The 26,675-nt window shown below is 55.4% G+C and carries 19 protein-coding genes and 11 pseudogenes; 13 read left to right on the top strand and 17 right to left on the bottom strand.

The features are described from left to right. The 6 genes and pseudogenes from P1L40_RS22435 to P1L40_RS22415 all read right to left on the bottom strand — a co-directional run bounded on the left by P1L40_RS22435 (position 1) and on the right by P1L40_RS22415 (position 4,715). Entirely contained in the window at positions 1–522 is a 522-nt protein-coding gene (locus P1L40_RS22435; protein WP_284011655.1) for a PIN domain-containing protein, read from the bottom strand. Continuing rightward, positions 519–887, bottom strand: a complete 369-nt coding sequence (locus P1L40_RS22430; RefSeq protein ID WP_284011654.1) for a UPF0175 family protein — start codon at positions 885–887, stop codon at positions 519–521. The genes P1L40_RS22435 and P1L40_RS22430 overlap by 4 nt, the downstream gene beginning before the upstream one ends. 439 nt (positions 888–1,326) lie before the next feature. Beyond that, positions 1,327–3,003 (bottom strand): annotated as a pseudogene (locus P1L40_RS22425) (transposase). A gap of 73 nt (positions 3,004–3,076) precedes the next feature. Further along, complete coding sequence (locus tag P1L40_RS23775) at positions 3,077–3,319, bottom strand: DUF6199 family natural product biosynthesis protein (protein ID WP_080505559.1); 243 nt, start codon at positions 3,317–3,319, stop codon at positions 3,077–3,079. After that, positions 3,320–4,197: pseudogene (locus P1L40_RS22420) on the bottom strand (M48 family metallopeptidase). Positions 4,198–4,388: 191 nt separating this feature from the next. Further along, a complete protein-coding gene (locus P1L40_RS22415; protein WP_284011653.1) occupies positions 4,389–4,715 on the bottom strand; it encodes a HalOD1 output domain-containing protein in 327 nt (108 codons plus the stop codon). Positions 4,716–4,971: 256 nt separating this feature from the next. On the opposite strand from P1L40_RS22415, the gene P1L40_RS22410 reads away from it, so the two are divergent. Beyond that, positions 4,972–5,424, top strand: a complete 453-nt coding sequence (locus P1L40_RS22410) for a zinc ribbon domain-containing protein (RefSeq protein WP_284011652.1) — start codon at positions 4,972–4,974, stop codon at positions 5,422–5,424. Positions 5,425–5,426: 2 nt separating this feature from the next. After that, positions 5,427–6,034 (top strand): annotated as a pseudogene (locus P1L40_RS22405) (TetR/AcrR family transcriptional regulator). A 197-nt stretch (positions 6,035–6,231) separates the two neighbouring features. Here the strand turns inward: P1L40_RS22405 and P1L40_RS22400 are convergent. The 4 genes and pseudogenes from P1L40_RS22400 to P1L40_RS22385 all read right to left on the bottom strand — a co-directional run bounded on the left by P1L40_RS22400 (position 6,232) and on the right by P1L40_RS22385 (position 10,369). Further along, positions 6,232–7,047, bottom strand: a complete 816-nt coding sequence (locus tag P1L40_RS22400) for an ABC transporter permease (protein WP_284011651.1) — start codon at positions 7,045–7,047, stop codon at positions 6,232–6,234. A 142-nt stretch (positions 7,048–7,189) separates the two neighbouring features. Beyond that, complete coding sequence (locus P1L40_RS22395) at positions 7,190–7,852, bottom strand: ABC transporter permease (RefSeq protein WP_284011650.1); 663 nt, start codon at positions 7,850–7,852, stop codon at positions 7,190–7,192. 14 nt (positions 7,853–7,866) lie between these two features. Beyond that, a pseudogene (locus P1L40_RS22390) lies at positions 7,867–8,781 on the bottom strand (ABC transporter ATP-binding protein). 73 nt (positions 8,782–8,854) lie between these two features. Beyond that, entirely contained in the window at positions 8,855–10,369 is a 1,515-nt protein-coding gene (locus tag P1L40_RS22385) for a COG1361 family protein (RefSeq protein WP_284011649.1), read from the bottom strand. A 555-nt stretch (positions 10,370–10,924) separates the two neighbouring features. Between P1L40_RS22385 and P1L40_RS22380 the strand changes: the two genes are divergently transcribed. Beyond that, on the top strand, positions 10,925–11,287 hold the full coding sequence (locus P1L40_RS22380) for a winged helix-turn-helix domain-containing protein (protein ID WP_284011648.1): 363 nt from the start codon (positions 10,925–10,927) through the stop codon (positions 11,285–11,287). A 7-nt stretch (positions 11,288–11,294) separates the two neighbouring features. Then, the gene (locus tag P1L40_RS22375) at positions 11,295–11,711 is read left to right on the top strand and encodes a DUF8036 family membrane protein (protein ID WP_284011647.1); all 417 of its coding nucleotides are present in this window, start codon (positions 11,295–11,297) and stop codon (positions 11,709–11,711) included. A 220-nt stretch (positions 11,712–11,931) separates the two neighbouring features. On the opposite strand, the gene P1L40_RS22370 is transcribed toward P1L40_RS22375, so the two are convergent. Next, entirely contained in the window at positions 11,932–12,102 is a 171-nt protein-coding gene (locus P1L40_RS22370) for a hypothetical protein (RefSeq protein ID WP_284011646.1), read from the bottom strand. Between the two features lie 283 nt (positions 12,103–12,385). Beyond that, the gene (locus P1L40_RS22365; protein WP_284011645.1) at positions 12,386–13,411 is read right to left on the bottom strand and encodes a mechanosensitive ion channel family protein; all 1,026 of its coding nucleotides are present in this window, start codon (positions 13,409–13,411) and stop codon (positions 12,386–12,388) included. A gap of 696 nt (positions 13,412–14,107) precedes the next feature. On the opposite strand from P1L40_RS22365, the gene P1L40_RS22360 reads away from it, so the two are divergent. Then, positions 14,108–15,277 (top strand): AI-2E family transporter, encoded by a 1,170-nt coding sequence (locus tag P1L40_RS22360; protein WP_284011644.1) that lies wholly within the window; start codon positions 14,108–14,110, stop codon positions 15,275–15,277. Positions 15,278–15,507: 230 nt separating this feature from the next. On the opposite strand, the pseudogene P1L40_RS22355 reads toward P1L40_RS22360, so the two are convergent. Beyond that, positions 15,508–16,499: pseudogene (locus P1L40_RS22355) on the bottom strand (IS110 family RNA-guided transposase). A 418-nt stretch (positions 16,500–16,917) separates the two neighbouring features. Here P1L40_RS22355 and P1L40_RS22350 point away from each other — a divergent pair. The 3 genes from P1L40_RS22350 to P1L40_RS22340 all read left to right on the top strand — a co-directional run bounded on the left by P1L40_RS22350 (position 16,918) and on the right by P1L40_RS22340 (position 19,960). Then, entirely contained in the window at positions 16,918–17,652 is a 735-nt protein-coding gene (locus tag P1L40_RS22350) for a CBS domain-containing protein (RefSeq protein WP_284011643.1), read from the top strand. Between the two features lie 286 nt (positions 17,653–17,938). After that, entirely contained in the window at positions 17,939–18,427 is a 489-nt protein-coding gene (locus P1L40_RS22345; protein WP_419181211.1) for a hypothetical protein, read from the top strand. Positions 18,428–18,907: 480 nt separating this feature from the next. Further along, positions 18,908–19,960 (top strand): phytoene/squalene synthase family protein, encoded by a 1,053-nt coding sequence (locus P1L40_RS22340; protein ID WP_284011642.1) that lies wholly within the window; start codon positions 18,908–18,910, stop codon positions 19,958–19,960. An 11-nt stretch (positions 19,961–19,971) separates the two neighbouring features. On the opposite strand, the pseudogene P1L40_RS22335 reads toward P1L40_RS22340, so the two are convergent. Further along, positions 19,972–20,202: pseudogene (locus tag P1L40_RS22335) on the bottom strand (zinc ribbon domain-containing protein); the annotation flags it as partial. Between the two features lie 67 nt (positions 20,203–20,269). Between P1L40_RS22335 and P1L40_RS22330 the strand changes: the two are divergent. Then, a pseudogene (locus tag P1L40_RS22330) lies at positions 20,270–21,451 on the top strand (ISH3 family transposase). A gap of 175 nt (positions 21,452–21,626) precedes the next feature. Here the strand turns inward: P1L40_RS22330 and P1L40_RS22325 are convergent. After that, positions 21,627–21,937, bottom strand: a pseudogene (locus P1L40_RS22325) (RNA-guided endonuclease InsQ/TnpB family protein); the annotation flags it as partial. A gap of 101 nt (positions 21,938–22,038) precedes the next feature. Between P1L40_RS22325 and P1L40_RS22320 the strand changes: the two are divergent. After that, positions 22,039–22,239 carry a hypothetical protein gene (locus tag P1L40_RS22320; protein WP_284011641.1) on the top strand — a complete coding sequence of 67 codons (201 nt, stop codon included), beginning with the start codon at positions 22,039–22,041 and terminating at the stop codon, positions 22,237–22,239. A gap of 104 nt (positions 22,240–22,343) precedes the next feature. Here the strand turns inward: P1L40_RS22320 and P1L40_RS22315 are convergent. Together P1L40_RS22315 and tnpA are read right to left on the bottom strand one after the other, a co-directional pair. Then, positions 22,344–23,047 (bottom strand): annotated as a pseudogene (locus P1L40_RS22315) (RNA-guided endonuclease InsQ/TnpB family protein); the annotation flags it as partial. Between the two features lie 6 nt (positions 23,048–23,053). After that, positions 23,054–23,457: pseudogene (gene tnpA / locus P1L40_RS22310) on the bottom strand (IS200/IS605 family transposase). Positions 23,458–23,711: 254 nt separating this feature from the next. On the opposite strand from tnpA, the gene P1L40_RS22305 reads away from it, so the two are divergent. The 3 genes and pseudogenes from P1L40_RS22305 to P1L40_RS22295 form a co-directional block, all read left to right on the top strand. After that, positions 23,712–24,449, top strand: a complete 738-nt coding sequence (locus P1L40_RS22305; RefSeq protein WP_284011640.1) for a DUF7260 family protein — start codon at positions 23,712–23,714, stop codon at positions 24,447–24,449. 337 nt (positions 24,450–24,786) lie between these two features. Continuing rightward, on the top strand, positions 24,787–25,647 hold the full coding sequence (locus tag P1L40_RS22300; protein ID WP_284011639.1) for a transposase: 861 nt from the start codon (positions 24,787–24,789) through the stop codon (positions 25,645–25,647). A gap of 256 nt (positions 25,648–25,903) precedes the next feature. Beyond that, positions 25,904–26,628: pseudogene (locus P1L40_RS22295) on the top strand (RNA-guided endonuclease InsQ/TnpB family protein); the annotation flags it as partial. Between the last annotated feature and the right edge of the window lie 47 nt (positions 26,629–26,675).

Raw genomic sequence — 26,675 nt, 5'->3', positions numbered from 1 at the left:
CTATGGAGGGGGCGGTATGCGTATCTCACCGATATGCCGAAATCGACTATGTGGCACGTAGTACCCCATTTCATCGATCCATGTCGACAGCCACTCGTCGGCAGTTGGCTCATCAATCTTTTCAGCCTCGATCGCAGCCAACAGCATCCCGACCGACCCGACAACGGTCACGCCCTGGTCTTTCGTAAACGATCGGGCATCCCCGTCGTCGGTCAGTAGCCGACCGTCCGCCAAGGCAAACGCCTGTGCTTCACCGGGATCGAGATGGTCACTGACAACCGCCTCTCTGTTTGCGACGGTATCCGAAATCGTCGCGACTGGAATCTCGTCGTCGAGTGTATCGAGTGCCGACTGAAGATATGGATGGTCATCAACGCCGTGTTCGAGCTCCTCACGGACGACTGGTACCGTACAGATTCCAGCGAGGGCAGCAACTACCCACAGCTGATCGATGTAGGCGAAATTCGAGAGGACGGTCGTGTTCAGGACGCTCGGGTTCGCTGGAATATCGTCACCTGTCATTTGGCACGTGACTCCTCATCAGACGAGTCTTCATCACCGAATTCGAGTTCGCTCGCCGCCTCTACTTCGTCGACTGCGTCTTCTTCGTCGACGAGTCCGAGGCGGAGTTCAACACCGTGCTCACGGAGGATGTCACGCATCGTCCAGCGGTCGACAGCAGCGAGTCTCGCAGCATCACCGAGTGTGATCCGCTCGCGTTCGTAGAGGGCGACCGCAGCTGCAATACGCTCGCTTTCGTGGTCCTCGAAGTATTCACGCACGAACTCTCGCAACGCATCGCTCTTGCCACTGAACACACCAGCCTCGACAGCGCCCTCGATGAGGAGATCGAGATCGTCTGGATACGAGCCGGTGATTCGAGCCATCGTTCTATCCCAAGCTACGTCTTCATACTATTTATGAACTACGCCAGAATGCCATATGCATTGAGACCACTAGCCTCAACTTCTGACGACGTCGTGGAAGTTCACAGTTTCGGAGGATAGGGGTCTGATGCGTGCCAGCGGCAAGATAAGTGGGGTATTGTTCCAGTGGAGAATCGACAGATGTGAGCTTATTCACTCCAGTTCTCGTGAAAATAAGACGCGCATCACCGGGCCAAACTCCGAGGTTGTGGAAGTTGAGACTACAGCGGGTTTAGCAGGGCTGTGATGCGTGAATTTGGACGATTCGGTCAGCGAAAACTGCTCCTGATCACTCTCCAAGCAGCCATTATTGTCACACTCCCAACCGTATGGGCAGATTTTCGAGACGTCCAATAGTGTAGCCACTCAGACAGCGCGCTAACCCAGACAGAGTGTCTCTCTACCCGATTCCAGTCTCCTTCTTCAGCAGCGTCAGCGTGTTGTCGGCTGTTACGATCGGTGAATGTTCGTACTCACCAGTCAACTCAACCTGCACGAGCAGATCGACAGCCCGCCAGATCGAGTACAATAGGCAGGCGAATGCGAAGTAGAAGAACCGTAGCCCGAAATCCTTCGACGTCGTCGCCGCCATGAACCGCTTTATCGATCTATAGCCGCTTTCGATTTCCCACCTGTAGCCGTACTCCGTAAGGTGTCCGCTCCCGCAATTCGTCATAAACACCGAATACTGTCGATGATCGTCGTGCTCTGAGTCCTCTTTCCGACGGTAGATTAGCGTCGTCTCGTGCCACTCGTTCTTCCCAAGGTGGAGCTTTCCGGTCAGTCTCATATCGATCTTGATCACGGTGGAGCAATCGCTTCGCCTGCGCTTTCTCGCTGGTCTGCATCCGTTTCGGAACGACGTAGGAAAGCCCGCGCTGGCTGAGCATCTCCAGAACGTGTTGGCTATCGAACTCCCGGTCCATCAGGATGTTATCGACATGAACGAGATCCTCAGCCGAACCCACCAGGTCCTCGACGATCTCCTTTCGTGACTCTCCTTTCCGTACCGGGCGCGCGTCCAGCACGATTGGGACGGCGTTCCCGACCAACTGGACTGTCGCCCACTGATAGGCGTACTCGTCGGTCTGCTCTTTCGTCCCGATGATCTCGTCTTCGTGGCCCGTTCGGTCGCCCGTGAACGGATCGGCTTCGGTGATGTCGATCGCGACGATTCCACCTCGAAAGAACTGCTCCGTCTCCGCGACCTCATTCAGGAGCCTATTCACGGCCTGTCGGTACATTTCACGAATCTCTGAAATTGAGAGGTCGCGAATATGCTCTCGGTGGGCATGTCCCATCGGGGTTCGGTCACAGGACGACTCATAGACGAAACTGCGAGCCCCTTCGTTCGCAGCCAACCGCTCTCGGAGTCCGAGATACGTCTGGAGGTCCCAGTACGCGTTCTCGTGGATCTCACAGCCCCTTCCTCGGTCCAGCGAGAACGCTGCGAAAACGATGCGGCTGACGTGGTCGGTGATCTTCTCTGCCTGCTCCAACGTAGTTTGATCGTCCGGGTCTGACTCACCAGACTCGTTCCCGTGGTATCGGAGCTTTCGTGTTGGCTCACGCGGAACCGCGACACCCGCATTCTGGGCTTTGATGAGGATTGTTCTAGCCGCTGTCTCGACTGTCTCCCTGAGGTCAGCGGAGAACCGCTCGTGCCACTTCGCCACAGTGTTGACTGATCCGGAATCGTTTCGAGACCCAGTTGCTCACAGAGTTCAGGACGGTTCTCTAGGTAGTCGACGAGAACTGTTTCGTGCTCCCAGCTGTGGAGTTCTTTCAGTACGAACATCCGAAAGAGAGTGTCCATCTCGTATTGTGTGGGCCCGGCGTAGCGATCCTCAGCGTCAAAGATAACATAGGCCAATGGAAGCGAGCAGACGAACTGCTCGACGGAGGTATGATCATCGTGTCTGAACCACGTTGTAGAGACGATACGAACGTCCGATTCCAGACCGGCAAGCGACGTCCGATCGTACAACGGTGTCGAATCGTACGCCGGCCAATCAGTATACAAACGTCTTGCGATCCGTCGGAAGACTACCCGACGAGACTCCGGGGTTGCCGTCATTTTCACTACCTCAGTATCTCTTATCGATGAGTTTCTCTGGAGCTATAGAGATAGAGATGTGTTGGCGGACCAGTCAGGCATACGTTTGATACGCGATAAAGAGCGCAATAGCGAGACATACGACACCGAGTCCACGAATGAGCCACGTCCACTGGTCGGAGAGCGAGTCGTGCTTGTCTGTGCCGTAGTCACCACGACGTCGACGGTTCGGGCCAACGAATACGGACAGTCGGAGTGCTGTTTGTGGGGCGACAATCAACACAATGCCGAGCAGGACGCCGAGAACGACTGCGAGGAGTTCGCGGACCCCGGGCATCTACGAGCGGAGCCGCTGGATACGCTTCTCCATGGGCGGGTGCGTGGAGACGATTTGTTGGAGGAAGCCACGGTCAGAGCTGGAGATACAGAGTGCGCTCACCTGCTGATCAACGTTCGCGTTGCGGGAGCGCTGCCTCCCCCGCCCGCGGCCGCGCCGATTAGCCGACCCACGGCCGCGCTGGGCACGTCCAGCCGACTGTTGGGCCTGCTGGTTGCCCTGATGAATTTTCTCAAGCGCGCGAGCGAGTGGTTCGCCCTGCCCGATGACATCCCTGGCGTCGGCGTCGGCGACGTATTCACGGTACCGGGAAATCGCGAGCACGAAGATCATCACGACGAACTGGACGATGTTCCCGACGACGACAGCGAGGAAGAAATCTGCGAGGTCGTTCTCGCCAGTGAACAACACGATGTACTGCGCAACGATAGCGACGATGGATGCGATGCCTTGAGTTGCATCGTGATGACGTCGCGATTGTCGATGTGGGCAAGTTCGTGGGCGATAACGCCTTCGAGCTCGCTTCGGTCAAGCAGTTGAATGAGTTCCTGAGAGATGACCACGGTTCCGTTTCCGCGGCGACCGACCGCGAACGCATTCGGAACGCCCATACTGGCGATTTTCAACGACGGTTTCTTCATCTTCTTCTCTCGACAGACGCGCTCAACGAACTGATGAATCTCTGCGTATTGGGTCTCAGGCAGGTCTTCGGCCCCGACACTCCGTAACGCGGCCCACTTGCCGACTTTATACTGGATTCCGATCAAGAGGATGCTGCCGACGATGGCAATCGGGAGGATGCCCTCGCCGAACGCGACCATCGCTGCGGCGACGGCCACGAGGTAGAACCCCGCGAGAAGTGCACCGACGACGGCCATCCGTATTTTGAGTCCAAAATGTCGCATGTGAATTATGTTGTAGAGATTGTATCGGGAGTATACTCAGTTTCGGGGCTGGCTGGTTCATCAACCCGATTCAGTCTCCGGTTGACGATTGTTCGATCGAGTCCGGCCGTCAATCCTGTATCGGGTCTGCTGTTCGCGATGAGTCTATGCATGTGTGTGTGTGATTAGTCAATCGCGTTACGTTCACGGTCAGCGAGGCTGACCGAGAGTTGCCCGTCGCTGTGGACCGAGACGACACACTCGGAGAGAACGAACTTGACCACCCCAGTCGATGGCGTCGACGCTCCGTCAGCTCCGCCGAACAGCTGACTGAGCGCGAACGCATGCGCCCGATCATAGCGGGAGGCGACTGCCGAACGGGCATCGCCGGTAACAGTCGAAACGGCGTCAGTGACGGCTTCGTAGAGGGGTGTATCATTGCCCCAGCGAGCCAGGTAGCGGCCGTGCCACGATGCTGTCAATTCGTCAGCGGGCCGAGATTCATCGGTCATTGTGTATTCGGGCGCTTCGGGTCGCGCCACAACCCTAACTGAACGTTCGGTAAGTATCAATCTTTCCCCTCATCTCACGTTAGAGTAGATCGCCTCGAACCAGGCAATATCCTCAGCCATAATTTGGCTATCTACCGAGTATTCGGCTTAGAACTAGTTCATACGGATATGTAGTGTGTATCTTATCATGCCTCTGGCAATGGCCTTTTCCAGTTAGACGAAGGGTTTAACACCTACTGAACGTTTAGTCAGTAGTATGGGACAAGTCTCACTCAGAAACAATCCACTACTCGCTGCGCTTCTGGGGACAATGGTTACCGGACTTGGCCACTTCTACCTCCGGCGCTGGCTGAGAGCGCTTGGATGGTTAGGACTCATCGTTGCTGCTTCAGTTCTGTTCGTCCCCGAGTCAACGATAACCGCGCTTAGTTCGGGTACGCTAACCGATCCATTCTCGACTCTCCCGATAGTCCTGATCAGTGCCGCTAGTGCCCTTGACGCGTATCTCATCGCGAAGGTTAGAAGACAAACCGATAGATTCCAGGCAGACAATACTGTCGGGTCAACAGAGGCTGATGAATCTCTAACCTGTCCTGCCTGCGGAAAGCCGGTCGATCCCGATCTCGGATTCTGCCACTGGTGTACAGCCGAATTCAACGTTGTCGACGTCTCCAAACTGGAACGGATCGACGAGAACCAATCAGACTGACTATGACTTCTGATTCACCCAAACAGCACTGGAGCACCGCCGAAAAAGAGATTATGGAAGCCACTTATCGAGCACTACTCAAGTTCGGTTACGCCGACCTGTCGATTTCCCGAATCGCCGACGAACTCGATAAATCGAAGGCTGCTATCTACTACCACTACGACACGAAAGACGACCTTCTGGTCGCGTTTCTCGAGTTCGCCGTCGATAGATTCGAAGAGACGATCGAGACAGAGACAGGCGACGAACCGCCAGAGGATCTCAAGCACGTCATTGAGAAGCTCCTCCCGCTTCAGCCCGACGAGGAGCAACGACAGCTCAAGCGGTTCTAGCCGGCCTCCGTTCCCAAGCCGTGACGAACGAGGTATTTCGCGAGCAATTCACGCAGATCGATGAACGACTGGCAGCCACCGTCCGGAGCATCGTCGAACGCGGCATCAACGACGGCACTTTCCGTGATGTCGACCCGTCGCGGGTTGCGGAGCATATCCTAGCTACGGTCAACGGCGCGATGTACGGGCGCGCGACGACAGACCGCAAAAGCGCCGCCGCGGCAGCACGCGTCTCACTGGCCTCGTATATTGACTCGGAACTGAGGCGTACTGCGTGAGCACGCGCGATGTCAACGTCACCGACAGTGAGCTGCTGAAGCCGCTGGTGATACTCTCGCTTCCGATCGTCCTCTCCCAGATGCTCTAGTCCCCGTCAATCAAACCTCGGAGGGTCTCGCACCGGGCAAACAGATAGATTAAACCCTAATATTCCCACTACGGTCAGAATTCCTGCACCTGAATCCAAAGGAAGATGTCAGAGGTCGTCTTTGCGGAACGAAAGGAACCCGCCAATCACCGGAAGTACGGCCCACCCTGCAAGAGCGAGTAATGCCACCGCTGGTGTCACGAAGTCCGCAGACGAGTCTACAACGGCAGCGGGAATGGCCCCGGCATCAAGTACCTCTCCAAGCACGTAATTGAACGATGTATTCGGACCTATAAAACTCACAAGCGTGACCCACGTTTCGGGTTCTCCCGATGTCGAACGGAAGCGAAAGAGGACTGTTTCTGTAAGATTGACAAGTGCGGTCCAAAAGAGCGTTAATCCGATGTACGCTCCGAACGCCGCAGCGATCACCCGACGCGACGTTGATAATGCCATCGAGAGTGCGGCTGCGATCCAGAGGAACGTTGTTCCATATACGGTTGACATTGCTGTGAAGCCAACAAAACGAGACGCGGAGAATGACGGGAAGAAATACAGAAGAATAACACTGGCGAGGAGGGCAGCGACTGCAATGACAGCGGCGAGCAGCGTCGTTCTGCCAACAAGTTTGCCGACGATAAGACTCGCTCGTGAGTGTGGCATGGATAGCGACAGCACAGCAGTCCCCGATTCTCGTTCGCCGATAATGGCCTCGTAGCCGAGGATGATCCCTGCGAGTGGAACTAGCAGGCCAACACCAGGTGCAAGAAGGTCGAGATATCCCTCAAACTCGGGATCACCGAGTTGGACGAGCAAGGCTGCGAGCCCTCCAAACCCAAGGAAGAATCCAGCGAAGAGTGCCCATGCCCCCCGCTCATGAATTGCTTTGCGTAGATCGTTTCGCGCGATCGCCTGCCAGCTCATAAGTCCGTCCTCCGGAACTGGAGGTACCCTCCAATCGACGGCAGGATAATCCAGCCTACTAGCAGCCAGGCGGCCGGTCCACCCTGCAGATACCACGGCCCGGCGGAGCCGAGAGCCGCCCCGCTGGTGAGTTTGTTCGGACTCACGTATGTGTCCAAGACGCGTTTGTACAGCATGCTGGCTCCGCGCCGTGGACAAAGACGGCCCAATTGGGAAGTTCGTCACTTGCCAGGTTCAGGTACTCCAGCCCTTGCAGAAAGAACCCAGTGAGCTGCGGCCATCCGACGACGAATAGGAAGAATAACCCGAATGTGAAAACCGTCGCTCGGCGAAGCGACGCGGTCAGTGTCGAGAGCGCCATCCCAACCGCAAGAAACGCGAATCCAAACAGGAGGGTCGCGCCCAGATAGCTTACGAGCCTGTCGAGCGCGACGCTCCCGAACGGATACTCGATGAGTGCGGCGCCACCGAGAACACCGACCGTGATCGTCACGAACAGGACAAGTCCACGTCCGATCATCTTGCCGAACACAATATCCGCTCGGGAATGTGGGAAAGACAACGTGAGTGTCAAGCGACCCGCGGCTTGCTCTCCGACTACCGCACGGTAGCCAAGCAACAGCCCGAACAAGGGAACGAGAAACAACGCGATCCCGCGAATGAACCCATCGTAGTCAGTCATCGTCGGGTCGGACGCCGTCGTTGGAACGATATACCCGCCAAACACGAAGATCAAGACAACGAACGCGATGCCGGCCTTCCCCGTTCGGCTCCCTATCAGGCCGCGGATATCCTTCCGGGCCACAGTCAGCCATCTCGTCATTCACTTCTCCGTGTATATTCGACGAACAGGTCCTCAAGCGATGCCTCTTCGGTTGTCAAGTCGAGCACCTCGACGCCTTGTTCGTCCAACGCAAGCAGTACGTCCATCTTTGCGCCCTTCGCACACGTGACCGCGAGCCGGCCCTCGTCGGTGAGCCCCGCTTTGTCGACCTCGTCGAGTGCTTCGACCGCATCGATATGTGTGTCTTCGAGATTGTTGGTCGCAATGAGAAGTCTCGTCTCACCGCCAGCCATATCTCGCAGCCCGCCGATCGTGTCGACGGCTGCAAGCTGGCCCTGGTGCATAATACCGACACGATCGGCAACCGCTTCGATCTGTTCGAGGATGTGACTCGAGAAGAAGACAGTCGCCCCTCGCTCGTTCTCTTCGAGGATGATTTCACGCATCGACCGTGCACCCGCCGGGTCAAGTCCCGACGTTCGGCTTGTCAAGAATGAGGAGGTCGGGCTCACCAACGAGTGCCATTGCAAACACCATGCGCTGTGTCATCCCCTTTGAGTAACCCTCAGCAGCACGGTCGGCTGCCTCCGTAATACCGACTCGGTCGAGCAGGTTGAGTGGTTCGCCGTCGACGCCCTTGGATTCCATTGCGAACTGGACGTGCTGGCGGCCCGTGAGACCGGAGTACACACCATACCCGTCCGGAAGGATCCCCATGTGCTTGCGCGCTTCGACGCTGTCCGTCTGACAGTCGGCGCCGAACACCTCAGGTCACCCGCAGTCGGACGGATGTGGTCCAGAAGCATGTTGATCAGTGTCGACTTTCCGGCACCGTTGTGGCCGAGAAACCCGAACACCTCGCCCTGTTCGATCTGTAAGTCGACACGGTCGACGGCCGTGAAGGAACCGAACCGCTTCGTAACGTCGTGTATCTGTATTGCTGGTGGCATTATCTGAGTATCCTTGATGAGGCAGTTATCAGACTACTCAACGGACCAGCTGGCAAGCTATCGTTGATGCTCATTAGTTTCGCCACCGATACACTCCGATCCCAGCCCCGACTACCACGATCACGAGGAGACCGATTGCTAGCAGCGGGGAGCCACCTTCTTGGTTGCTGTCTGACTGAGATTCGATGGTGCCGATATCAACGGGGAGCGTGCTGGACACCCGCTGGCCGTTGATGGTGTACTCTACTTGAATCGGGATCTGGTCAAGATTCGACGAGGCGTTCACCGTCGCTTCGAACGTTTCGAACTCATTTGAGTCGATGTTGTCAATGAAATATTCTTTTGTCGGCCAAACGGGCGTTACGGCATCCGTGTTAGCAGCACTGATCAGAACCGAATTCACCTGTGCGGTGCCGACGTTCGCTGCCTCACCCTCGATGGTCAACGTTCCCCCGCTCCGGGTGATTCCAACATCGGTTAGTGCAATCGCAGAGGTTGGCGCTGGAGAATATTTTGAGTACCGGAGACTCTGTTGGATGGTCTGTCGATCTGTCCCGGCGGTGAACGTTGCCACAATCGTGATGTTGCCGGCTGGAATATCGTTATCATCCAGAGCGACATTTCGGGATCCATCTCCCGGAACGTTTGAGATAGGGACTCTGGCAACAGTGCTTCCATCATTCACTGCACGGATCTGTACGTCCTCGAGTTCTACGTTGCCGAACTGATGGAGTTCTGTAAGGATGACCGATGAATCATTACGAATCTGATTGGAAACATCCAGTGTCACATCACTCGTCGCCGCATCAACGTTGACGGTGTCAACTTGAGACACCGTCCGTGTCTTTCCGGACGGAGTATCATATGTAAGTGTCGCGTTGAGTGATTGCTGTCCGGACCGGAAGAACTTCACCCGATACGTGTGGCTGGTTTGGTCTCCGGACGCGATTGAAGCACTAATCCGTCGGGAATTTTTGATATCCGCATCACCGTCCAGACGCAATTGGACGTTACGGAGTGGTTCTGTGTTCCCATTGGCGACAGTTACGTTCACCTGCCGTGTCGCTCCGACGACCGGATTAGAAACCGTGACACCTCCCGTGTCACCAGTCTTGGGTTCAGTGACAGCAATCCCCAAACTCGGGCGTTGTGGCTCGCGCACGTCCACGACGTATTGAGACTGGACGTTAATTACCGTTCCAGAGGTACTCCCATACAGTTTGAGACTGATAGTTTTCTGTCCGGGGTCATTGATTGTCACTGGGACGGATACAGTCATCTGTGACCCAGGCGTCAATTGACCGAGTCCATTTACTATGTGTTCTCGATTGCCATCAACCTCAACGACGAGATCATTAAGATTCGCTGTCCGTTGGCTATTGGGATAGTTCGAGATCGTGACCCGGAGTGAGAACGGCTCTCCCGCGGTTGACGTCTGAGTGCTTGTAGTGACATTTGAGATCGCGATTGCAGTCCCACTCGACTGGGCAGATGCGACGGGGGTAGTGAGTGCGAATACGCTGATCACCAGCATCAAGAGTATCATGAGCGAAGCCACCAGTTCTAAGCGGGAGCGGCCGGTAGTCATACTATTGCCTCGATTCATTATTTCCAAGAAGTAATGGTAGAAACATAGCTGTGTGGTAAATATCGTGTATTGTAGCGCTCACCAGAGACGGATTTTGACATTACACTCGTAGGAAGTATTTACTCGGGGTTACTCTTTTGCCGGACTTGAGCCAGAAGTCAGACCAGATCGACGCACAATTACACCCAAATTCAGATAGAGTCGCGAACCAGTAACCGAACTTGACTCCACACCACCGCTTTCTGACATAGATTTCAGATTTCTGTTTACCGAGCGAATCGATCTCACGCAGTCTGGATGAATTTGGGTGCAATTCTGGCTCAAGTCTGTCTGTACGTGTGGTAAAATTCGGCAAATAATCTTATCCGCGGGCCTTGGAGTGATAGCTGCTGGAGCATAGTACAATCACAGTAGAATGGGTATCCTGTGGTTGACAGAACTGATTCCCTGCTGGCGCAACCTCCCATGAGCGACCGATTATCCCAATCGGTCCTCGTATATCCTACAGATTCAATCCACTCATATTTTTATATTCCCGGTTGTAGTCGCACACAGATGCGTCGGGTTCTCTGGTGGTTGATTGGTGGTTCACGAGGTGGCCGGAATCGCCTTCGCATCATCCTCACACTCCACGAGACACCGATGAACGCAAATCAGCTTTCGGAGAGCTTAGAGTTAGACTACAAAACTACCCGCCATCATCTTGACCTGCTCTGTGAGAACGGGGTATTAACCACGATGGGCGACGGATACGGAATGACTTATTTTCTAACTGATCAGATGAAAGAGAATCTGGACATCCTCGAGCAAGTAGCTCGGAAAGCAGATATGGCCGAACTATTACCGACTGAATCATCATCACCAGGGGCAGGTGCGAACATGGAATCAGACGGAGAGACACAGAATGAGCGGGAGTAGCATACAGATGAAATTTGATGAGACAGAGACGACCCGGCGAACGGTTCTATTAGTCACTATAGCGGCGAGTGTCGCACTCGGAGTGACGCTCCTTGTCTGGATGCTCTTAGAGCAACCGTTCTCGGGAGAACATCTTATTCGAAGTCTGTTTATCCTAACAAAAGTGTTCGTCTCGATCTTCACCGCAGCGATTCTTCTCGGAGTGGCAGTAACGTATTTCCGCATTTATCGGCGTCTTCCTAACCCGTTCACGCGGACGTTGCTTCTCATCAACGTCTCGCTATTTCTGTATGCTATTTGGGCAAATCCGATCGTGTGGGTTGTTTTTGGCGTCGAGCCGACTGGGATTGGCCTATTTACTGTTCTCCCAGACATTTTTACTGCACTCGCTGCGGTCATGCTGTTACAGCAAAGCGGGATGTGACAATTATGAGCGCTCTTGGGTAGGGGATTGTTGGTCAATGCTCAGTAGTAGCTGGAAGTCACAGCAGGCAAGGATGACGCGACGGCGTCACCCGACGAGCGATGTTCCCAATTAAGACGTTCGTCTCGGAGCGTCGCGCCGCGAACCTGCTCGCGGGGGGAGGATGTCAACCACTGAGAGCGGTAGGCGAATGCTCAGCGTTCACCCACGAGTGTCCGAATCAGACACTAGATGACATCGATTCATCTGCGAACAATCCTGAGACGATCGTGTCGATCAGTGCCTCTTCAACCTCATCGTAGCTCTTAGTCTGGACGACAGGCGTATCCCTGGCTTGCGTGACGAACAGCAGCGACTGCAGGAGCCCTCGTACGATGTCCGGATCATCCATCCGGATCTCGCGCGACCCATTCTTTCGGCTGTGGTAACACTCGGAATTTTGGTTCTGTGTCGAGTTTGTTGTCGCTATCGGCTTCACTAATCGTTCCCGTGTTATAGCCGTCTCCTGTGTCCGTTGCGACTTGAAGGAAGTAGGTGATCAAGGAAGAGACGCTGCTCCTGCTCACTCGGATCGATCTGTCGATGAGGTCGGCGGGTATGAATCCACCTCAGGTTGGCCGCTCAGCTCGTCGTCAACGACTCGAAAGCCACCGGTCTCTTTCCTCCCCATGAGTTCACGTTGCGGGAACGGGATCTTGATTCCCTCCCGTCGGAACGCGGCCTTGACATTGTGGATGACGACTTGCGTGGCTCGCCATTTCCGTTGTGGAGTCGGTTTTGTCGACCCAGAATCGCAGTTCGAGTATCACGGCTGAATCGTCGAATCGAGCCGGGAGTACTTGCGGGGCGGGCTGAGTCATGATCTCCTCGAGTTCCGTGAGTGCGTCCAGAGCGACAGCTTCGGCATGGTCGGGATCAACGTCGTAATCGATCCCGACTTCGACCCGGAGCCGAAGTTTTCCTTCGATACTGCGATTGATGATCGTTCGATTGTTCACGGCTTCGTTCGGGAGCACAACGTGTTCGCCGTCGAGATTACGGAGGCGGACGTTGTTGATGGTGATCTCGGTGATGAATCCCTCGTGATCGCCGATTCGGACCCAGTCCCCGATGGCGAACGGGCGCGAGAGCATGAGGATAAACCCCGCGAGGATCGATCCGAGCGTCTCCTGGGCCGCAAACCCCAGCACGATACCCAGGACGCCGGCTCCTAGCAGAAGATCGCTTAGCTGGACACCCCACAGTGAGAACGTTCCGAATACGGCGAAAACGTAGATCACGACTTGAGTGACGTAGTAGCTGACCCGACGCTGGTGGTCGGACGTGACGCGGTGTTTCGAGCTGCCACTGCCGAGGAGGAACCGCTTCAGGATACGGGTGACGGTGTACGCGGCGACGAACAGGAGTATCGTAAGTAGGAGGCGGACACCAGCCTCGATACCGAATTCAAGCACACCAACGACCGAGAGTGCGGTCCCAGCCGCATTCCATCGGAGCACCAAGACGACGGCGGCGACGCTTGCCACAACCAGGAGGGGTCCCGCCCGGACGACTTCGGCGTTCTCCGTTCGAAGTCGGGTTCTCAGGCGTTTTCCCAGGAACCAGATCACAGCACCGACGATGACTGCTGCAGCGACTACTGCCACTGTTTCGGTGAATTCCGTGCTAGATTGAAGCGGGACAAGGAAGGACGAGAGCATAGACACAAGCGTTGGCACGTCTCCTATGATAATATACGGGGTGTAACATCCTCTCCCCGCCTGAAAGCGGAGGAATCCTCAGGCTGTGTGAATAGCTACCAAGATTTTTTATATGACAATCACGAAGCTTTATTCAGAAGGTGGTATGTATGAGCAAACCATTCTCGGTCAGTCAGGAGGCAAGACCAGCTAGCAATCAGCTATCCACCCCTTCACGGATTGAGCACTTTGTATGTGCACTCGCCGGATTGGGATCTGTTGTAGTCCTGATCCTCATTTTCACACCCCTCCTATTCAGAACGGTAGAACCGTTCGGGGTGCTCTCAACTACAGTTCTTGTGGTGGGCCTGACCGCCCTCTGGATATTGGTTTGGATATCAGTTGAGTCACTGTGGGAGTGGCGTGCTGGTCGTCTTTTCAGATAGCCCCCGTGGTTACTTTTTCCTCTTTGATTGTCGGTGGTGATCGCTCTTTTTGTAAACATTAGACAACCTCCGTGACGGTGTCTCGCTGGGTTCAAGCAGATCTAGCCGACAATTCAGATGTCGTCTTGGTTTCTCACGGCGATTGCGTCATGATGTTTTTCGCATTGTCTTCTGGGCGATAAATGAGCCAACCACGATTGTAGGTTAACGAGCGAAAGCCAGCACTCCAATATCAACATACCTTTTCCATACCGTTGTAATCATTAGCTGAATGAATTACGACGCAAGACTACGGCGAAGAATTCTTTTCGGAATAGGAGGGGTAGGATTGCTGATTGCTGTCGTTTTTGTCTTAATTCAGTTTCAGGCGACGCTCGTGTTCACGGTTTTTCTCTACTATGCAAGCCGCCCAATTTATCGAAAGCTCGATAACTTCTCGCTTCCATCGCGACTCCAAGGCCGTTACCTTCCCTATCGCCGTCAGGTGCTTGCAGTGACTACGATTGCTGTTTTCCTGCTGCCGTTTCTCTTCTTGCTCACCTATACCCTTGTGCTAGTGGTACCCGAGATCCAGCGCTTCGTCGGCGGGAACGGTCCTGGTGCAGCATATCTCTCTGCACTGCAGTCGGCACAAGGGAGTGGACTTCCGGCACCACTTGTAGGGTTAGAGATCAGTGACATACTAGCAATGAGTCCTGAGGAGGTTGCAGCGATTCTCAACAATCCCGCAGTTCAAACGTGGGCAGAACGAATAGTGACTACGCTGATTGATTCAGTAGGCCTCATCGCAAACGCAGCACTCCATGGATTCATTCTTCTGGCCGGAACGTATTATTTACTCACCGATGGTTCGCAGCTCGTAGGCTGGTTCCTCGACAATTTTGATGAATCAGGCGTTGTCGAGTCATACGCAGTAGCTGTTGACGATGAACTGTCTTCTATTCTCTTCGGTAATATCCTGAACGCATTTGTGACGGGAATTATCGGGATTCTTGTCTTTTCTGGATATAATCTCGTTGCACCCGGAGCAGTAAAAGTTCCATTTGCGCCCCTAGTCGGTGCACTCACAGGAGCAGGAAGTTTAATTCCAGTTGTTGGGATGAAAATCGTGTATCTCCCCGTCGGAGCGATTCTCGCGGTTGCAGCCGTCGCCAGTGGTCAGCCAAGCGCGTTTGGCTTCGTGATTCTGTTTCTCCTTTTAGCGTTCGTAGTCGTCGATACGATTCCTGACTTTCTGATTCGCCCGTATGTGAGCGGCAACCGGACGCATATTGGCCTACTGATGTTTGCGTATATACTCGGACCGATCGCATTCGGCTTCTACGGTATTTTTCTTGGCCCAATACTGCTTGTCCTCCTCGCAGAGTTCTTTAGAACTATTGCACCGTACGTGCTCACTGGCAGACAATCACACCAACAATCAGATCTCTCGGACTACTGAATAACGTGGATTGTCCGTGTTCGCCTATGGAAATTCTGCTACCTGAACAAACCACCGTTGACGACATAGTATTTTGGACCGGTGCGCTGATTGGACCCAAAATCTAGGAAATGACCAGACGAAAGGCTGATGTTGATCTCAATCAGTGGCAGGCGGGAGACATCGTGTGCGGTAGCTGTGGCTGATGCGGCCTGCGACCCGGCTACTGACCGCCGCCGGACCGGCGGCGGTCAGACACTCACACCTGGCGGGTTATACACCTCCTTTCGGTCGAGCATGTGGAAGATAGACACCAGCAACTTGCGAGCAGTTGCGACGATCGCTTTTTGCGATCCTTTCTTTCCCGCTAATCGGTCGTAGAACCGACTAAGATACTCATCGTTGCAGGTATGGACGGCTGTGCGCGCACACTGGACGAGGATCCAGCGTAACTGCCGGGATCCACGTTTCGAGATACCACCTTCGATCCGCGAGTCGCCTGACTCGCGGATCACCGGGTTCAATCCAGCGTAACTCACGACTTCTTTGTCCCTATCAAACCGCCCTATATCGCCGACTTCGGCGTAGATCATCAGGGCCGAATAGTAGCTTACGCCGGGAATCGTCATCAGCAGGGTCTCCTTCAGAGACCCAGCGCGCTCTTCGATTGCGCTGAGTCGCTCGATCTCTTCGGTCAGTGTCTCGATCATCGTGAGATACGACGCTAACAACTCGTCCCACGGCGTCGGGAGCGAGAGGTCCCGAAGGGACTCTCGCCCCGATACACTCAGCGGCTTGATCTCACGCGTGATCCCGTGTTCGGATAACAATCCGTGGATCTTGTTGGCGTAGTCGGTCCGAGTCTCTACCAGTTTCTGTCGCCCGCGCACTCGTGCGCGGGCTTCCTGATTTCGTCGGTCGGAACGTAACTCTCCGGCACTGAATTCAACCGACCCATCCGCGCCAACTCTTTAGCGTCGACGCGATCAGTCTTCTTGTCCGCGTTTGCGATCAGCGAGAGTTTCCCAGGGTGAGCAACAGTCACATCCAAATGCTCTGACAGCGTGTCGTGGATGTGGTAGTAATTGGTGGTCGCTTCGATGACGGCCTCGGCACCAGCGTACCGCTGGGCGAGTTCGTCGAGGTTCGCGTTCTCGACGCGAACCTCTTCGACAATCTCACCGTCTTCATCCATTACTGCCACCTGTGCGTGCCGCTTGTGAACATCAATTCCAAGGTACATTGATTCTCACTCCGGGACGCCAGTGCATGGAACAGAGATTCACCTATGCGGGCTTTCCCGGATGCCGCGCCCCGCGGCATCCGGGCTGTAGCGCCCAATCCTCGGCTTCTTACGCACTTAGACCAGTCAGTTAAACGTGCTCGACGGCACGAAACACGGATCGGTCTCTTGCGTCCCATATCTTGTTCCACGCTCTCATGGGATAGCAGAATTTCCATCGAGTCAGTTAACACTCTCAGTAGTATTCTGTGTGGTTCAAGATTGCCTGAGTCGGGCGTACGCGGTGGGGCCGGCCGTGCTCAAACCGTACAAAACCGTCGATTCGAGGTTAACCGAACACCAGTGAACGTGGACACAGCGGTCGATTGGATACGGACGGAAACGCATAGTTAGCTACGGGCCAACTTTCTGAGCATCCATGTACACAATCGCTGACCTGCCCATCGAGAACACCCTCCAGACCGTCAAATATGACCTCGGGCTCGAATCGGCGCTTCGTCGGATGTTCGAGAACAGCTACACCCAGATTGGTGTCGAACGTGACAGCGAACTCGTCGGGATTGTCACCTACAGGTCCGTGGTCCGGACCCTCCTTGCATTCCAGCGGCTGGAGGTCGGACACAAAACGCTCGACAAGATCTCGGTCGGAGCGGCCGTCGAAGATGCACACACCATCAGTGAAGACGAGAACCTTCTTGCCGTATTCGATTCACTCGCAGAGTATACGTACATCGTGGTAAATCGAGATGACGAGTGGCGGATTCTGACCGACTACGACCTCCTGACGCGACTGAAACAGATGCTCGAGCCATTCCTGTTGATCGAGTCCATCGAGATGCAGTTGCGCGAGATTTTCACGCGGGTGTTCGGTGATGCGCTGTCGGAGCAGCTAGCCGAAACGTTCGACGAGGAACACCCACTGCCAACGCCAGCGTCGATCGAGCACTGTAGTTACGCACACTATGCCCAATTCATCTCGATTCACTGGGCAGAATTCGAATCACTCTTCGATGATCAACAGGATGTAATTCGCGAGCTAGTGCTTGGAATCGGGGATATGCGAAATCAGCTCTTCCACTTTCGAGTCGACGACCCGGACGAATTTGACCGAGATCTGCTTCGCTTCGGTCAGTCGTACTTCTCCTCAGTGTAACTGCTGAATTCGTGCGCGGGGGGGTCTGAGTATCATACGGCTTGTCGGCAAGTCGAGCAACTGGCCTGGGCTCTATGCATTGAGAGAGCTAGTCTCAACTACTGTGCAAAGGGAAAGTCCACTTTTTCGGGATCTCAAATTCTACCAACCACTAGCTTGTTGATAGATTCGTTGGGCGACAGTACCGTATGACGAGACAGTTATGAGTTCGGTCAGATTCTGAAACGGTCGTTTTTGCGACTAATGTGAGGACTTGAAACCGCTCGCCGCCGCGCCCAGAACTACGATGACTTCAAAACGGATGTCGGCAGGTGACGACGCCCCCGCGCTCGCGGGGGCGATCGTCTATCACGCTGGAGAAGTCTGTGAAACAGTGGATCATCTCTGGCGTGTTCTCGGAGAGGTATCGATTCCAGTTGACGGACTCACCGATAGTCGCCAGCAACACAAATCCGCAAACGGCACTGAACCGTTGGCTCGGGTGTATCTCTATCGGGAGATCTACGACCTCGCCCAGAGCGAGGTCGCAGATCGTCTCGAAAACCTACCATCACTCCTGAAGACACTCGATTTGGAGAAGGCACCGTCCCAGCAATCACTCTCGTATGCGTGGAAGCAGTTCAGCGAACAAACCAAACGGACGCTCACTGCTGCAGCTACGGGTATTGCACAAGAAGCCGTTGACCGTGGCATCGCGCTGGAAGCACGGGTTCCGATCATCCCAGATGAAGACGATATCGAAGAAGACGGCGGTGAATCGACAGTAACGCGTTAGCACGTCCGAAAGCAGGGAAACAAGATCGTCGAATTCGCCCGAAGGAACGCCTTCCTCGAGTTCGGCTCCCGTTCATGTCAATCCAGAAATTGAATCAACAGTCAGAAACGATAGGAGCTACCATATAGCGGATTCGCACGACATTAAGCAAGAGATCCCAAATGATTTAAACACGCCAATTGAATATCCGACAAGAATTCGTATATTAGGCATTCATCTGATATGAATGAGTTACAAGAATCGTTGAGAAATACGGTACGGGCGTGGAACGAAGAGAACTATCTCTATATCCTCGTCAACTTGATCTCGGCGAGACTCTCACGCGTGTTTATTCCACTTGTCGGCTTGGTTGCCCTGTATCCCGGGCATCATATATGCGGTACCCAACAAAAAACAGTACTGCCCATTTCGGTGGCAGTATCCGGTGGATTTGGATTTCTGTTCTGTATACATTTCCTCACTACACTATAGGATCCCGAAATGGTGCCTGCTCCATCTCCTGAGTCAAATATCGCGTGGTGTCACGAAGCAGTACAGGGCGTCTCACGTACCTTTGCCTTGACCGTCGACATACTGGAAGAGCCAATGTCTTCGCAGATCTGCTTGGGGTATCTTCTATGTCGGGTTGCTGATACCATTGAAGACGCCGGTCATATCTCACCTGAATCGCAGGTGGATCTCCTCCAAACGTTCGACGCCGCGCTCGATCCCTCCAGCAACGGGACGATGAAGGAGTTCCGGGCAGCTGTCGACAGCTGGTTGCCACCGTCAGCCGACCGCAACGCCGACTGGTCTGTCGTCGCTCAGTTACCGACGCTTTGGGCGACGTTCACCAACCAACCAGAATCCGTACAGACGGCCGTTGTTCCGCTGGTCCGGGAGATGGTTAACGGAATGTCAATGTTTGTTGAGCGCTACGCAGACACTGGTGGACTCCGTATCAACGATCGCTCCGAACTCGAACAATACTGTTACTACGCTGCTGGTACCGTCGGCAGGCTTATTACGAATCTCCTCACGCGAGGGAGCGTCTCTCAGAAACGCCCTCGAAAGCTGTACGACACAGCGGACGAGTTTGGACTCCTCTTGCAGCTGGTGAACGTTTCGAAAGACGTGTACGACGATTACACAGAGGAAAACAACGTCTACCTCCCCGCCGAGTGGCTCGCTGACGAAGGGATCGACCAAGGTGATCTCCTCTGTCCCAGTAACCGAAAATCAGCAGCGAAGGTCGTCGAACGGACTGCCTCTCACGCTGAGACGTTCCTCGATGACGCCCAAGCGTACATCGAGGCGATGCCACTCACGCACGGGAATACGATCGCCGCGTGGTCCGTTCCGTATTTGCTGAGTGTGGGAACCATCAGGGAACTCAACGCCCGTCCTGAGGACGCGCTCACCGAGTCTGGTGTGAAGATATCGCGGCGGGAAGTACTCGCTGTGGTGGAGGCGGCTAGTACCGCCGGCCGTGACGCGATTGCTGAAATCCGTGCAACTATCGCACAAAAACCGTACCACCAAGCTCTCGAGTGAACTACCCTCCCCTACTCCCTCACGGCTGACGCTGTTCGCTCCTTGAGGGTTGGGTTTCCTGCTTCCACGACGCACTTTGCAGACACGGAGGTGTCCATAGGGAGCGCAGTCTCTACAGGCGTTCGTTCGGAGTGTCCCACTCCTACATCTTGTGGACCGCCAGAACGGATGTTCCACGCCGCGTTCACGTCCCTGTCCGCCTCGAACCCGCAGCCGGGGCAGGAGTGTTCACCGACCCACAATCGGTAGTTCTCATCGAGTCAGGAGTTAGTCAAGACTGATGGGGTTAGATTCGTAGAGAGCGTCTGGATGGGTGTTGTGAATTGCCTCTACCATCCAGACACTGTCCTTACGGCTTCAGATGTTGAAACCTTAGCGGAGAGTCTCCTCGCCGAGATACCGATCCCCGGAGTCGAAGGCTGCGGCTTCGACTCCGGGATCATCCGGCAGACACTCCTGCAAGCCGCTGTCGATCAAAAATCCATCAAGGCTGTCACCGACACCACTCGTGGAACGTATTCCGACGACTACACACTCGCTCAGCTTCACACCGTCCCACCTAACGAACTCGAAACCGTCGTTAACGACCTCTTCGCCCAGCAGGCGGCGATGATCCTCGGCCCCGGCCCGAGGATCATCTGCCTCGACTTCGTCGATATCCACTACCACGGCTGTCCACACGCTGAGGCTGGCGAACTTTGCCACACGAAACCCCGCGATGGCACCTCTCAGTGCCATCGCTACCTCGCTGGATTCGTCCTCTGTCGGGCGAAACCGCTTGCCGTCGCAGTCACTCCCGTCCGCAGTGATGAACCCAAAAGCGACGCGGTCGAGCGACTGCCCGACCACGTCGCAGTCCTTCCATTCGACGTGGCTGGACTCCTTGCTGACCGTGGATTCTACGACGGCTCTTCGATCGAGCGACTGGATGCCACAGCACCAGTCGCTCTCCCGATCATCCGCCGTGGGAAACAGATGGCCGAGAAACTGGACACGACGGTTTCCTACTGGACGGAGTGCGTGATGTATGAAGGAAGCGAGCGGGAACTGCGCTTCCCGCTCGCGGTCTGTGTTTCCTATCAACAGGGCAACTGAGGCAAGCACGGGTTGCTCGTCCGGGCCTGCGTGGCGTGCGATCTGACCGATCGCACGCCCAAGGAAGTCGAAGCCCTCTACGAGAAACGTTCAGCGATTGAGACAGTCTTCTGAACGATGCGCGAAGCACGTGCGCGGACGAGTACGACTGATCCAACCGTGTGGTTGTTGTTCGTTTTCGTGAGCTTCCTCCTGCGGAATCTCTGGCTGATCGTGCGATGGGGCGTGCTCGCCCCGCCGCGGCGCGGCGGGCGAGCACTCCCTGTCTGGTTCCGCTTCGAAGTATTCCGCGAGTGGATTGACCATGCTCTCGACGACAGGTTGGGCCGGAAGTGGGAAGCGCCAACCAACGGTGTCGGCATCTCGGCGACATACAGCCAGCTGGACGCGGGCTGAAGCTGCCCGCGTCCAGTAGCAGCCCTGTCCGTGAGCGACAGCTTCGCCTCTTGTCTGGACTGACGGCGCTCTAACTGCTGTGAGAACGCCGTCCTTGTTCGACCCATGAATCGGTCACTCCGATCTCGCTCGTTTCCCTCCAGAAATTGAGTCAGCAATCAGGAACGATGGGAAGTACCGACAATGGCTTGTCGGTCGAAACGCCGCACGACGCGCACTCCTTGGTCGTCCCTCTCGGGTTGACCGCGACGAAGTACGTTCCTTCACGCTCGCACTTGTATTCGAGCAACGAGAGGAACGTTCGCCACGCGGTAGACGCAGTGTTGCGACTATTCGATGGCGATCCATCATCTCCTTCACGTTCAGGTCTTCGACCGCTACGAGGTCGTATTCCCGAGCGTAGTACGCCGAGAGCTTGTGCAAGAAGTCGCGGCGCTTCCGCCGAAGGTCGGTGTGACACTCCACTATGCACCGCCGTTGCTTCTCGTGAGGGTGTCATAGAAGATTTCTCATGGTTTGCTGAATTACCTCTAACGAATTGAAAGCGCCGTACACTTGGTGTATACTATTTTTAGCTTGTCGTAGCTATGGCGAAAGAGACATTCGGAGTCGCTGCTGACGAGAAAATTGTACGAGAGGTGGACGAACTGGTCGATGAGTGTGACGATCTCGGAGCGGCTGGCTCCGAGATCGTCGAGGCCATCCTCACAGCGTTCGTTCAATCTGAGTCAAACCACGTTGAGCGAGTGAGAAAAATCATAATTCGGAAACGAAAGGGCACTCTTTGAGTATTTTAACATACCGTGCACCAAATGCACGACTTTCTAAGCTAGTAACGTTCTATAACGGTCAGGAAAATCTATTATAGTGTGTGAATACTTCTATAACACCATCTCTCGTAGTTGTTCGACCCGTGCTGTTTACGCGAGAGCTTCCGTTGCTCGCGCTCCAAGCGGTCGCGTTCATCCGAGAGGTCGAGCGCGACCCTACGGCGGTTCCGTCGGTGTTGTGGACGTACTTACGAATCCCTACGTCGATGCCGCTCACTTCTCGGGATTCTCGGGCGGCTCGCGGTCCATTTCGATGCCGAAGGTGGCGAACCGCTCGACCGTTGGTCCCTTCTTGACCGTGACCTGCTTGAGATTCGCGTCGTCGGGGATGAAACGGTGGTGCCGTATCGGGATGTCACCGAGTTTTGAGAGTGATAGCATGGTCTGACCGCTCTTCTTATCGAGCTTGAAGCCAGACTGGCTGTGCGTGAAACTACGGAACTCTCGTGGCGGCTTCCACTGAGTTAACCGACGCCGTAGCCGTTCTCCTTGAGCTTGGAGAGGCCGTTGAGGTTGTCGAACAGCCGTTCTACGACGGTTTGGAAAACCTTCGAGTACACGTCAGAGAGGTCGTTCCACCACTCCTTGAGGTCGGGGAGTTCCGACCGCAGGGTAGTTATCGACGGCAGTTCGTCTGTTCATCTTGATACTCGTTGAGGTGGTAGAGCGTGTGGTTATACAGTTGCATACAAATATCTCGGTGGCGGTCCAACTCCTCACAGTGGGCGTCGGACGGCTTGAGACGGTACTTGTAGGCGTAGTACATAGGCCTCTACTCGCGTTGGTCTTCGACGTACTGTTTCAGCACATCCAGCGACACCTGCCCCGTCGAGATGAGACAGTACGAATCGTTCCAGAACGAGTCGCTCCACAGTTCGGTCTTCAGTTCGTCCGCGTACTCATTGCGAATACGGCGGGCGGTCGCGCCCTTGACCGTGTTGATGAACTTCACGAGGTCTGTGGCGGCTTCGCTCGGAAGAGGTTGTGTACGTGATCATCCTCGCCGTCGAGGTTCGTCAGTTCGACACCGTAGTTGTCCGTGAACTCGCTGATGATTCCGCGAATAAATTGGGTTCGCTCCTCGGTTAGCGCTCCACGCCGATACTTCGTGGTGAGTATCAGGTGGTAATGCAGGGAGTACGTTGAGTGCGCTCCCGAATCGAGGTCGTATTCCATTGGGTTCAGTAGATATCATGCTACCCTAAAAAATATTACGATTGCGTGGGCCTGTAGGCCTACAACCGGAGAGTATATGAGAACCGTGCGGCGCTGTATCCCCCTGCTCGTGCCTTCGGCGCTCGGTGAGGAGAGGGCTTAGCGCCTCAATCCAGATAAAGCGACCTATTATGTAGTTCTATCTCTATAATATGGTGAAAAACGGAAGGTATCTGAAACAAACATCTTTGTCATATAGAATTACATATCATAACATGGTCCAGACTACCCTCCCCGGCGGCCCACGGCAGTATCTCAGGATCTTCAGACACCACGTTGTAGAGCCGATATCGGACGCACAGAGCAGAGTCTCCCGGGAGCGCGAGGAGGTCGCCGCCGAGCGATCGGCCTTCGAATCGTTCAGGACAGCCGTCTCTGACCTCCGTCCCGCCACGGCGACGCCATCGAACCGACAGCGGTCCGTGGTCAGCGGTGATGACTGTCTCAATCAGGTTGAGCGCCTGGCCGATGCCTTCGAATCGACCGTGATGAGTGTCCCACACTACGAGGCGGTCTACGGCGAGTCGCTGTCAGAGCACATGCTCGCCGAACTTGGCGACTTCACCGCGGCAGTAGTCGACTCATCCACGAGCACGGTCACGCCACACCAACGCTCGGCCCTGCTGACCGCCGTCGATTGCGCGATCGACGATCGGACTGCCTACGCCGACGTGCTCGACGAGGAAGCCACCGCGCTCGCGACAGCTGGCAGTGCCATCAAAGAGATCGTCGAATCCCTCGACGACGTGATCATCCAGGACTGGTACAAAGAGGAATTCGAAGTCCGACTCGACGAGATCGTCCGGGACCGACAGTCGGTGATCCACAGTCGGATCTCCCCGTCACCGGTCGACGGCCGTTCGCTTTGTATGCACCTCTATGCCGATCAGCCCTGGACGTTCCCGGTTCTGACCGCCGTCACCCGGTTGCACGACGCCGTCGTAGTCGAGTGACAGAAAGCTAGCGGAAGCCCACCCCTTCACAGTAGTTGCCGAAGTGGCTGAGAGACCGATTTCTCCGGTGGCACCGTACGACAAGTATGGTCGATACCGCCGAGGCACGGCAGGTCTGCCGTGCCGCAAGATCGCTTCTCTATCCGTCCTTGGACTTCGGGGTGAAGGTCAATGGTACCTATCCGAGTGAGGACTTCGCCAGAGTCCTCACTCGGAGTGGGTTCGAACGAGGGTTCACCAACACCAGTGCTGGCACCTCCAACTTGCCAGAGGTGACGATCTCGACCTCGAAGACCGGAGTCCGCCAGCGAAGTCACTCCTGTACAACTTCGGGCAGATGGAAGCGGACACCATCGACGCTCAGTTCGATGGCGTCCGCGATCAGGTCATCACGCAGACACGCAAAGCACATCGCCTTCCCAACACCGCAGAAGTTGCGGTAGACCTCCATGAGTGGCTCTATTACGGCTCGAAGCAGACACCGATGGTGTCACGAATCAACTCTGACCACGGGACAAATCTCGCCTACGTCTTCGTGACACTGTGCATTGTGTCACCGGCAGCGCGGTTCACGCTCGCGTCCGAACACGTTGCTCGGACCGATACACCGTCTCTGATTGAGGCGATCCGCGAGGTGATCGAGACGGCGCGTCAGGCCGTCTCGATCACCCGCATCTACTGTGATCGTGGCCTCTATCGGGTCGAGTTAGTCGACGAACTCGCCGATCTCGGTGTAGAGTTCGTCATGCGCGCACCCAAAACGCCGGGGATCAAGCGCGTTCTTGCCGAACACGATGAAGAGAAATTCGTCACCGACTACGAGCTGGTCAGAAAGCAGTCCCCGACGATGCGTGTACCGGTGACGCTCGTCGTCGTCCCGCACCACTCGCGGGACGACGACTCGCTGTGTCTGATCACGAATCAACCGAGGACGGTAGATGAAGCGGTGCCACTCGCACAAGCGTATCGGCGTCGCTGGGGAATCGAAACGTCCTACCGGAAGATCGGTGAGTTTCTGCCCCGGACTACGTCGCCGGTGTTTGCGGTGCGGTTGTTCTACTTTTTGTTCGCTGTGACGCTGTACAATCTCTGGATCGTGGTGTGTCTGCTACTTTCGGAGCAACGTCGGGTGAAGACTCGACCAGCAGTTTCAACGGCGACGTTTCGGTTCTTCCTCGGGCCAGTGACGTACGGATAAGCCTCGTCGGGGCGGCAGACCCAGGCGAGCGCTTGGGTCAGCACGCCCCTCTGTACTGGCGAGACTGACAGTCGCCATGAATTTCCCATCTCCTCGCTCACCGCCTACTCGAATCACTGCTCAAACAACCGGCTCAAGCCGGATTTCAACAATCTCGTCATACCTCAGAGAACACACCGCAATTTGAATCGGCAACTACTGTGAAGCCGTGGGAGGAAGTCAACCGGCGTCCGGTGGCGTCGCCACGGCTCAGTGATTCGCCACCTTCGGCATCGAAATGGACCGCGAGCCGCCCGAGAAGTGCGTCGGCATCGACGTGGCGATTCGTAAGTACGTCCACAACACCGACGGCATGGCGGTCGGATCGCTCGACCTCTCGGACGAACGCGACCGCTTGGAGCGCGAGCAACGGAAGCTCTCGCGCAAACAGCACGGGTCGAACAACTACGAGAAGCAACGGCGGTGCATAGTGGAGTGTCACACCGACCTTCGGCGGAAGCGCCGCGACTTCTTGCACAAGCTCTCGGCGTACTACGCTCGGGAGTACGACTTCGTGGCGGTTGAAGACTTGAAGATGAAGGGGATGCTCGAATCATCGTCGAACAGTCGCAACATGGCATCGGCAGCGTGGCGAACGTTCCTCTCGTTGCTCGAATACAAGTGCGACTACGAGGGTACGCACTTCGTCGCGGTCAACCCGAGAGGGACGACGAAAAGTGCGCGGCGTGCGACGTCTCGACGGAGAAGCCGCTATGGGTCTATGAACATTCCTGTCCTACCTGTGGGTTCGGGGCAGACAGGGACGCAAACGCGGCGTGGAACATCCGTTCTCGCGGTCTACAAGATGTAGGAGTGGGACACTCCAAACGAACGCCTGTAGAGACTGCGCTCCCTGTGGACACCTCTGTGTCTGCAAAGTGCGTCGTGGAAGCAGGAAGCCCCGTCCTCAACGAGCGCGTCAGCGCGGATCGGTCGAGGTAGTTCACGAGGGACGTGTTTCTGAACTATCAAGTCGAATAGTAGCGGAA

Source organism: Haloarcula pelagica (genome assembly GCF_030127105.1).
GTDB classification, from domain to species: domain Archaea; phylum Halobacteriota; class Halobacteria; order Halobacteriales; family Haloarculaceae; genus Haloarcula; species Haloarcula pelagica.
Note: the sequence above shows the minus strand (reverse complement) of the source record. Positions and strands in the feature narration are given on the sequence as shown.

Bases quoted from the DNA above. Each gene is read 5' to 3' on its own strand.
- P1L40_RS22435 (WP_284011655.1), bottom strand. From the start codon at position 522: ATGACAGGTGACGATATTCCAGCGAACCCGAGCGTCCTGAACACGACC.
- P1L40_RS22430 (WP_284011654.1), bottom strand. From the start codon at position 887: ATGGCTCGAATCACCGGCTCGTATCCAGACGATCTCGATCTCCTCATC.
- P1L40_RS23775 (WP_080505559.1), bottom strand. From the start codon at position 3,319: ATGCCCGGGGTCCGCGAACTCCTCGCAGTCGTTCTCGGCGTCCTGCTC.
- P1L40_RS22415 (WP_284011653.1), bottom strand. From the start codon at position 4,715: ATGACCGATGAATCTCGGCCCGCTGACGAATTGACAGCATCGTGGCAC.
- P1L40_RS22410 (WP_284011652.1), top strand. From the start codon at position 4,972: ATGGGACAAGTCTCACTCAGAAACAATCCACTACTCGCTGCGCTTCTG.
- P1L40_RS22400 (WP_284011651.1), bottom strand. From the start codon at position 7,047: ATGAGCTGGCAGGCGATCGCGCGAAACGATCTACGCAAAGCAATTCAT.
- P1L40_RS22385 (WP_284011649.1), bottom strand. From the start codon at position 10,369: ATGACTACCGGCCGCTCCCGCTTAGAACTGGTGGCTTCGCTCATGATA.
- P1L40_RS22380 (WP_284011648.1), top strand. From the start codon at position 10,925: ATGCGTCGGGTTCTCTGGTGGTTGATTGGTGGTTCACGAGGTGGCCGG.
- P1L40_RS22375 (WP_284011647.1), top strand. From the start codon at position 11,295: ATGAAATTTGATGAGACAGAGACGACCCGGCGAACGGTTCTATTAGTC.
- P1L40_RS22370 (WP_284011646.1), bottom strand. From the start codon at position 12,102: ATGGATGATCCGGACATCGTACGAGGGCTCCTGCAGTCGCTGCTGTTC.
- P1L40_RS22365 (WP_284011645.1), bottom strand. From the start codon at position 13,411: ATGCTCTCGTCCTTCCTTGTCCCGCTTCAATCTAGCACGGAATTCACC.
- P1L40_RS22360 (WP_284011644.1), top strand. From the start codon at position 14,108: ATGAATTACGACGCAAGACTACGGCGAAGAATTCTTTTCGGAATAGGA.
- P1L40_RS22350 (WP_284011643.1), top strand. From the start codon at position 16,918: ATGTACACAATCGCTGACCTGCCCATCGAGAACACCCTCCAGACCGTC.
- P1L40_RS22345 (WP_419181211.1), top strand. From the start codon at position 17,939: ATGACTTCAAAACGGATGTCGGCAGGTGACGACGCCCCCGCGCTCGCG.
- P1L40_RS22340 (WP_284011642.1), top strand. From the start codon at position 18,908: ATGGTGCCTGCTCCATCTCCTGAGTCAAATATCGCGTGGTGTCACGAA.
- P1L40_RS22320 (WP_284011641.1), top strand. From the start codon at position 22,039: ATGGCGAAAGAGACATTCGGAGTCGCTGCTGACGAGAAAATTGTACGA.
- P1L40_RS22305 (WP_284011640.1), top strand. From the start codon at position 23,712: ATGGTCCAGACTACCCTCCCCGGCGGCCCACGGCAGTATCTCAGGATC.
- P1L40_RS22300 (WP_284011639.1), top strand. From the start codon at position 24,787: ATGGAAGCGGACACCATCGACGCTCAGTTCGATGGCGTCCGCGATCAG.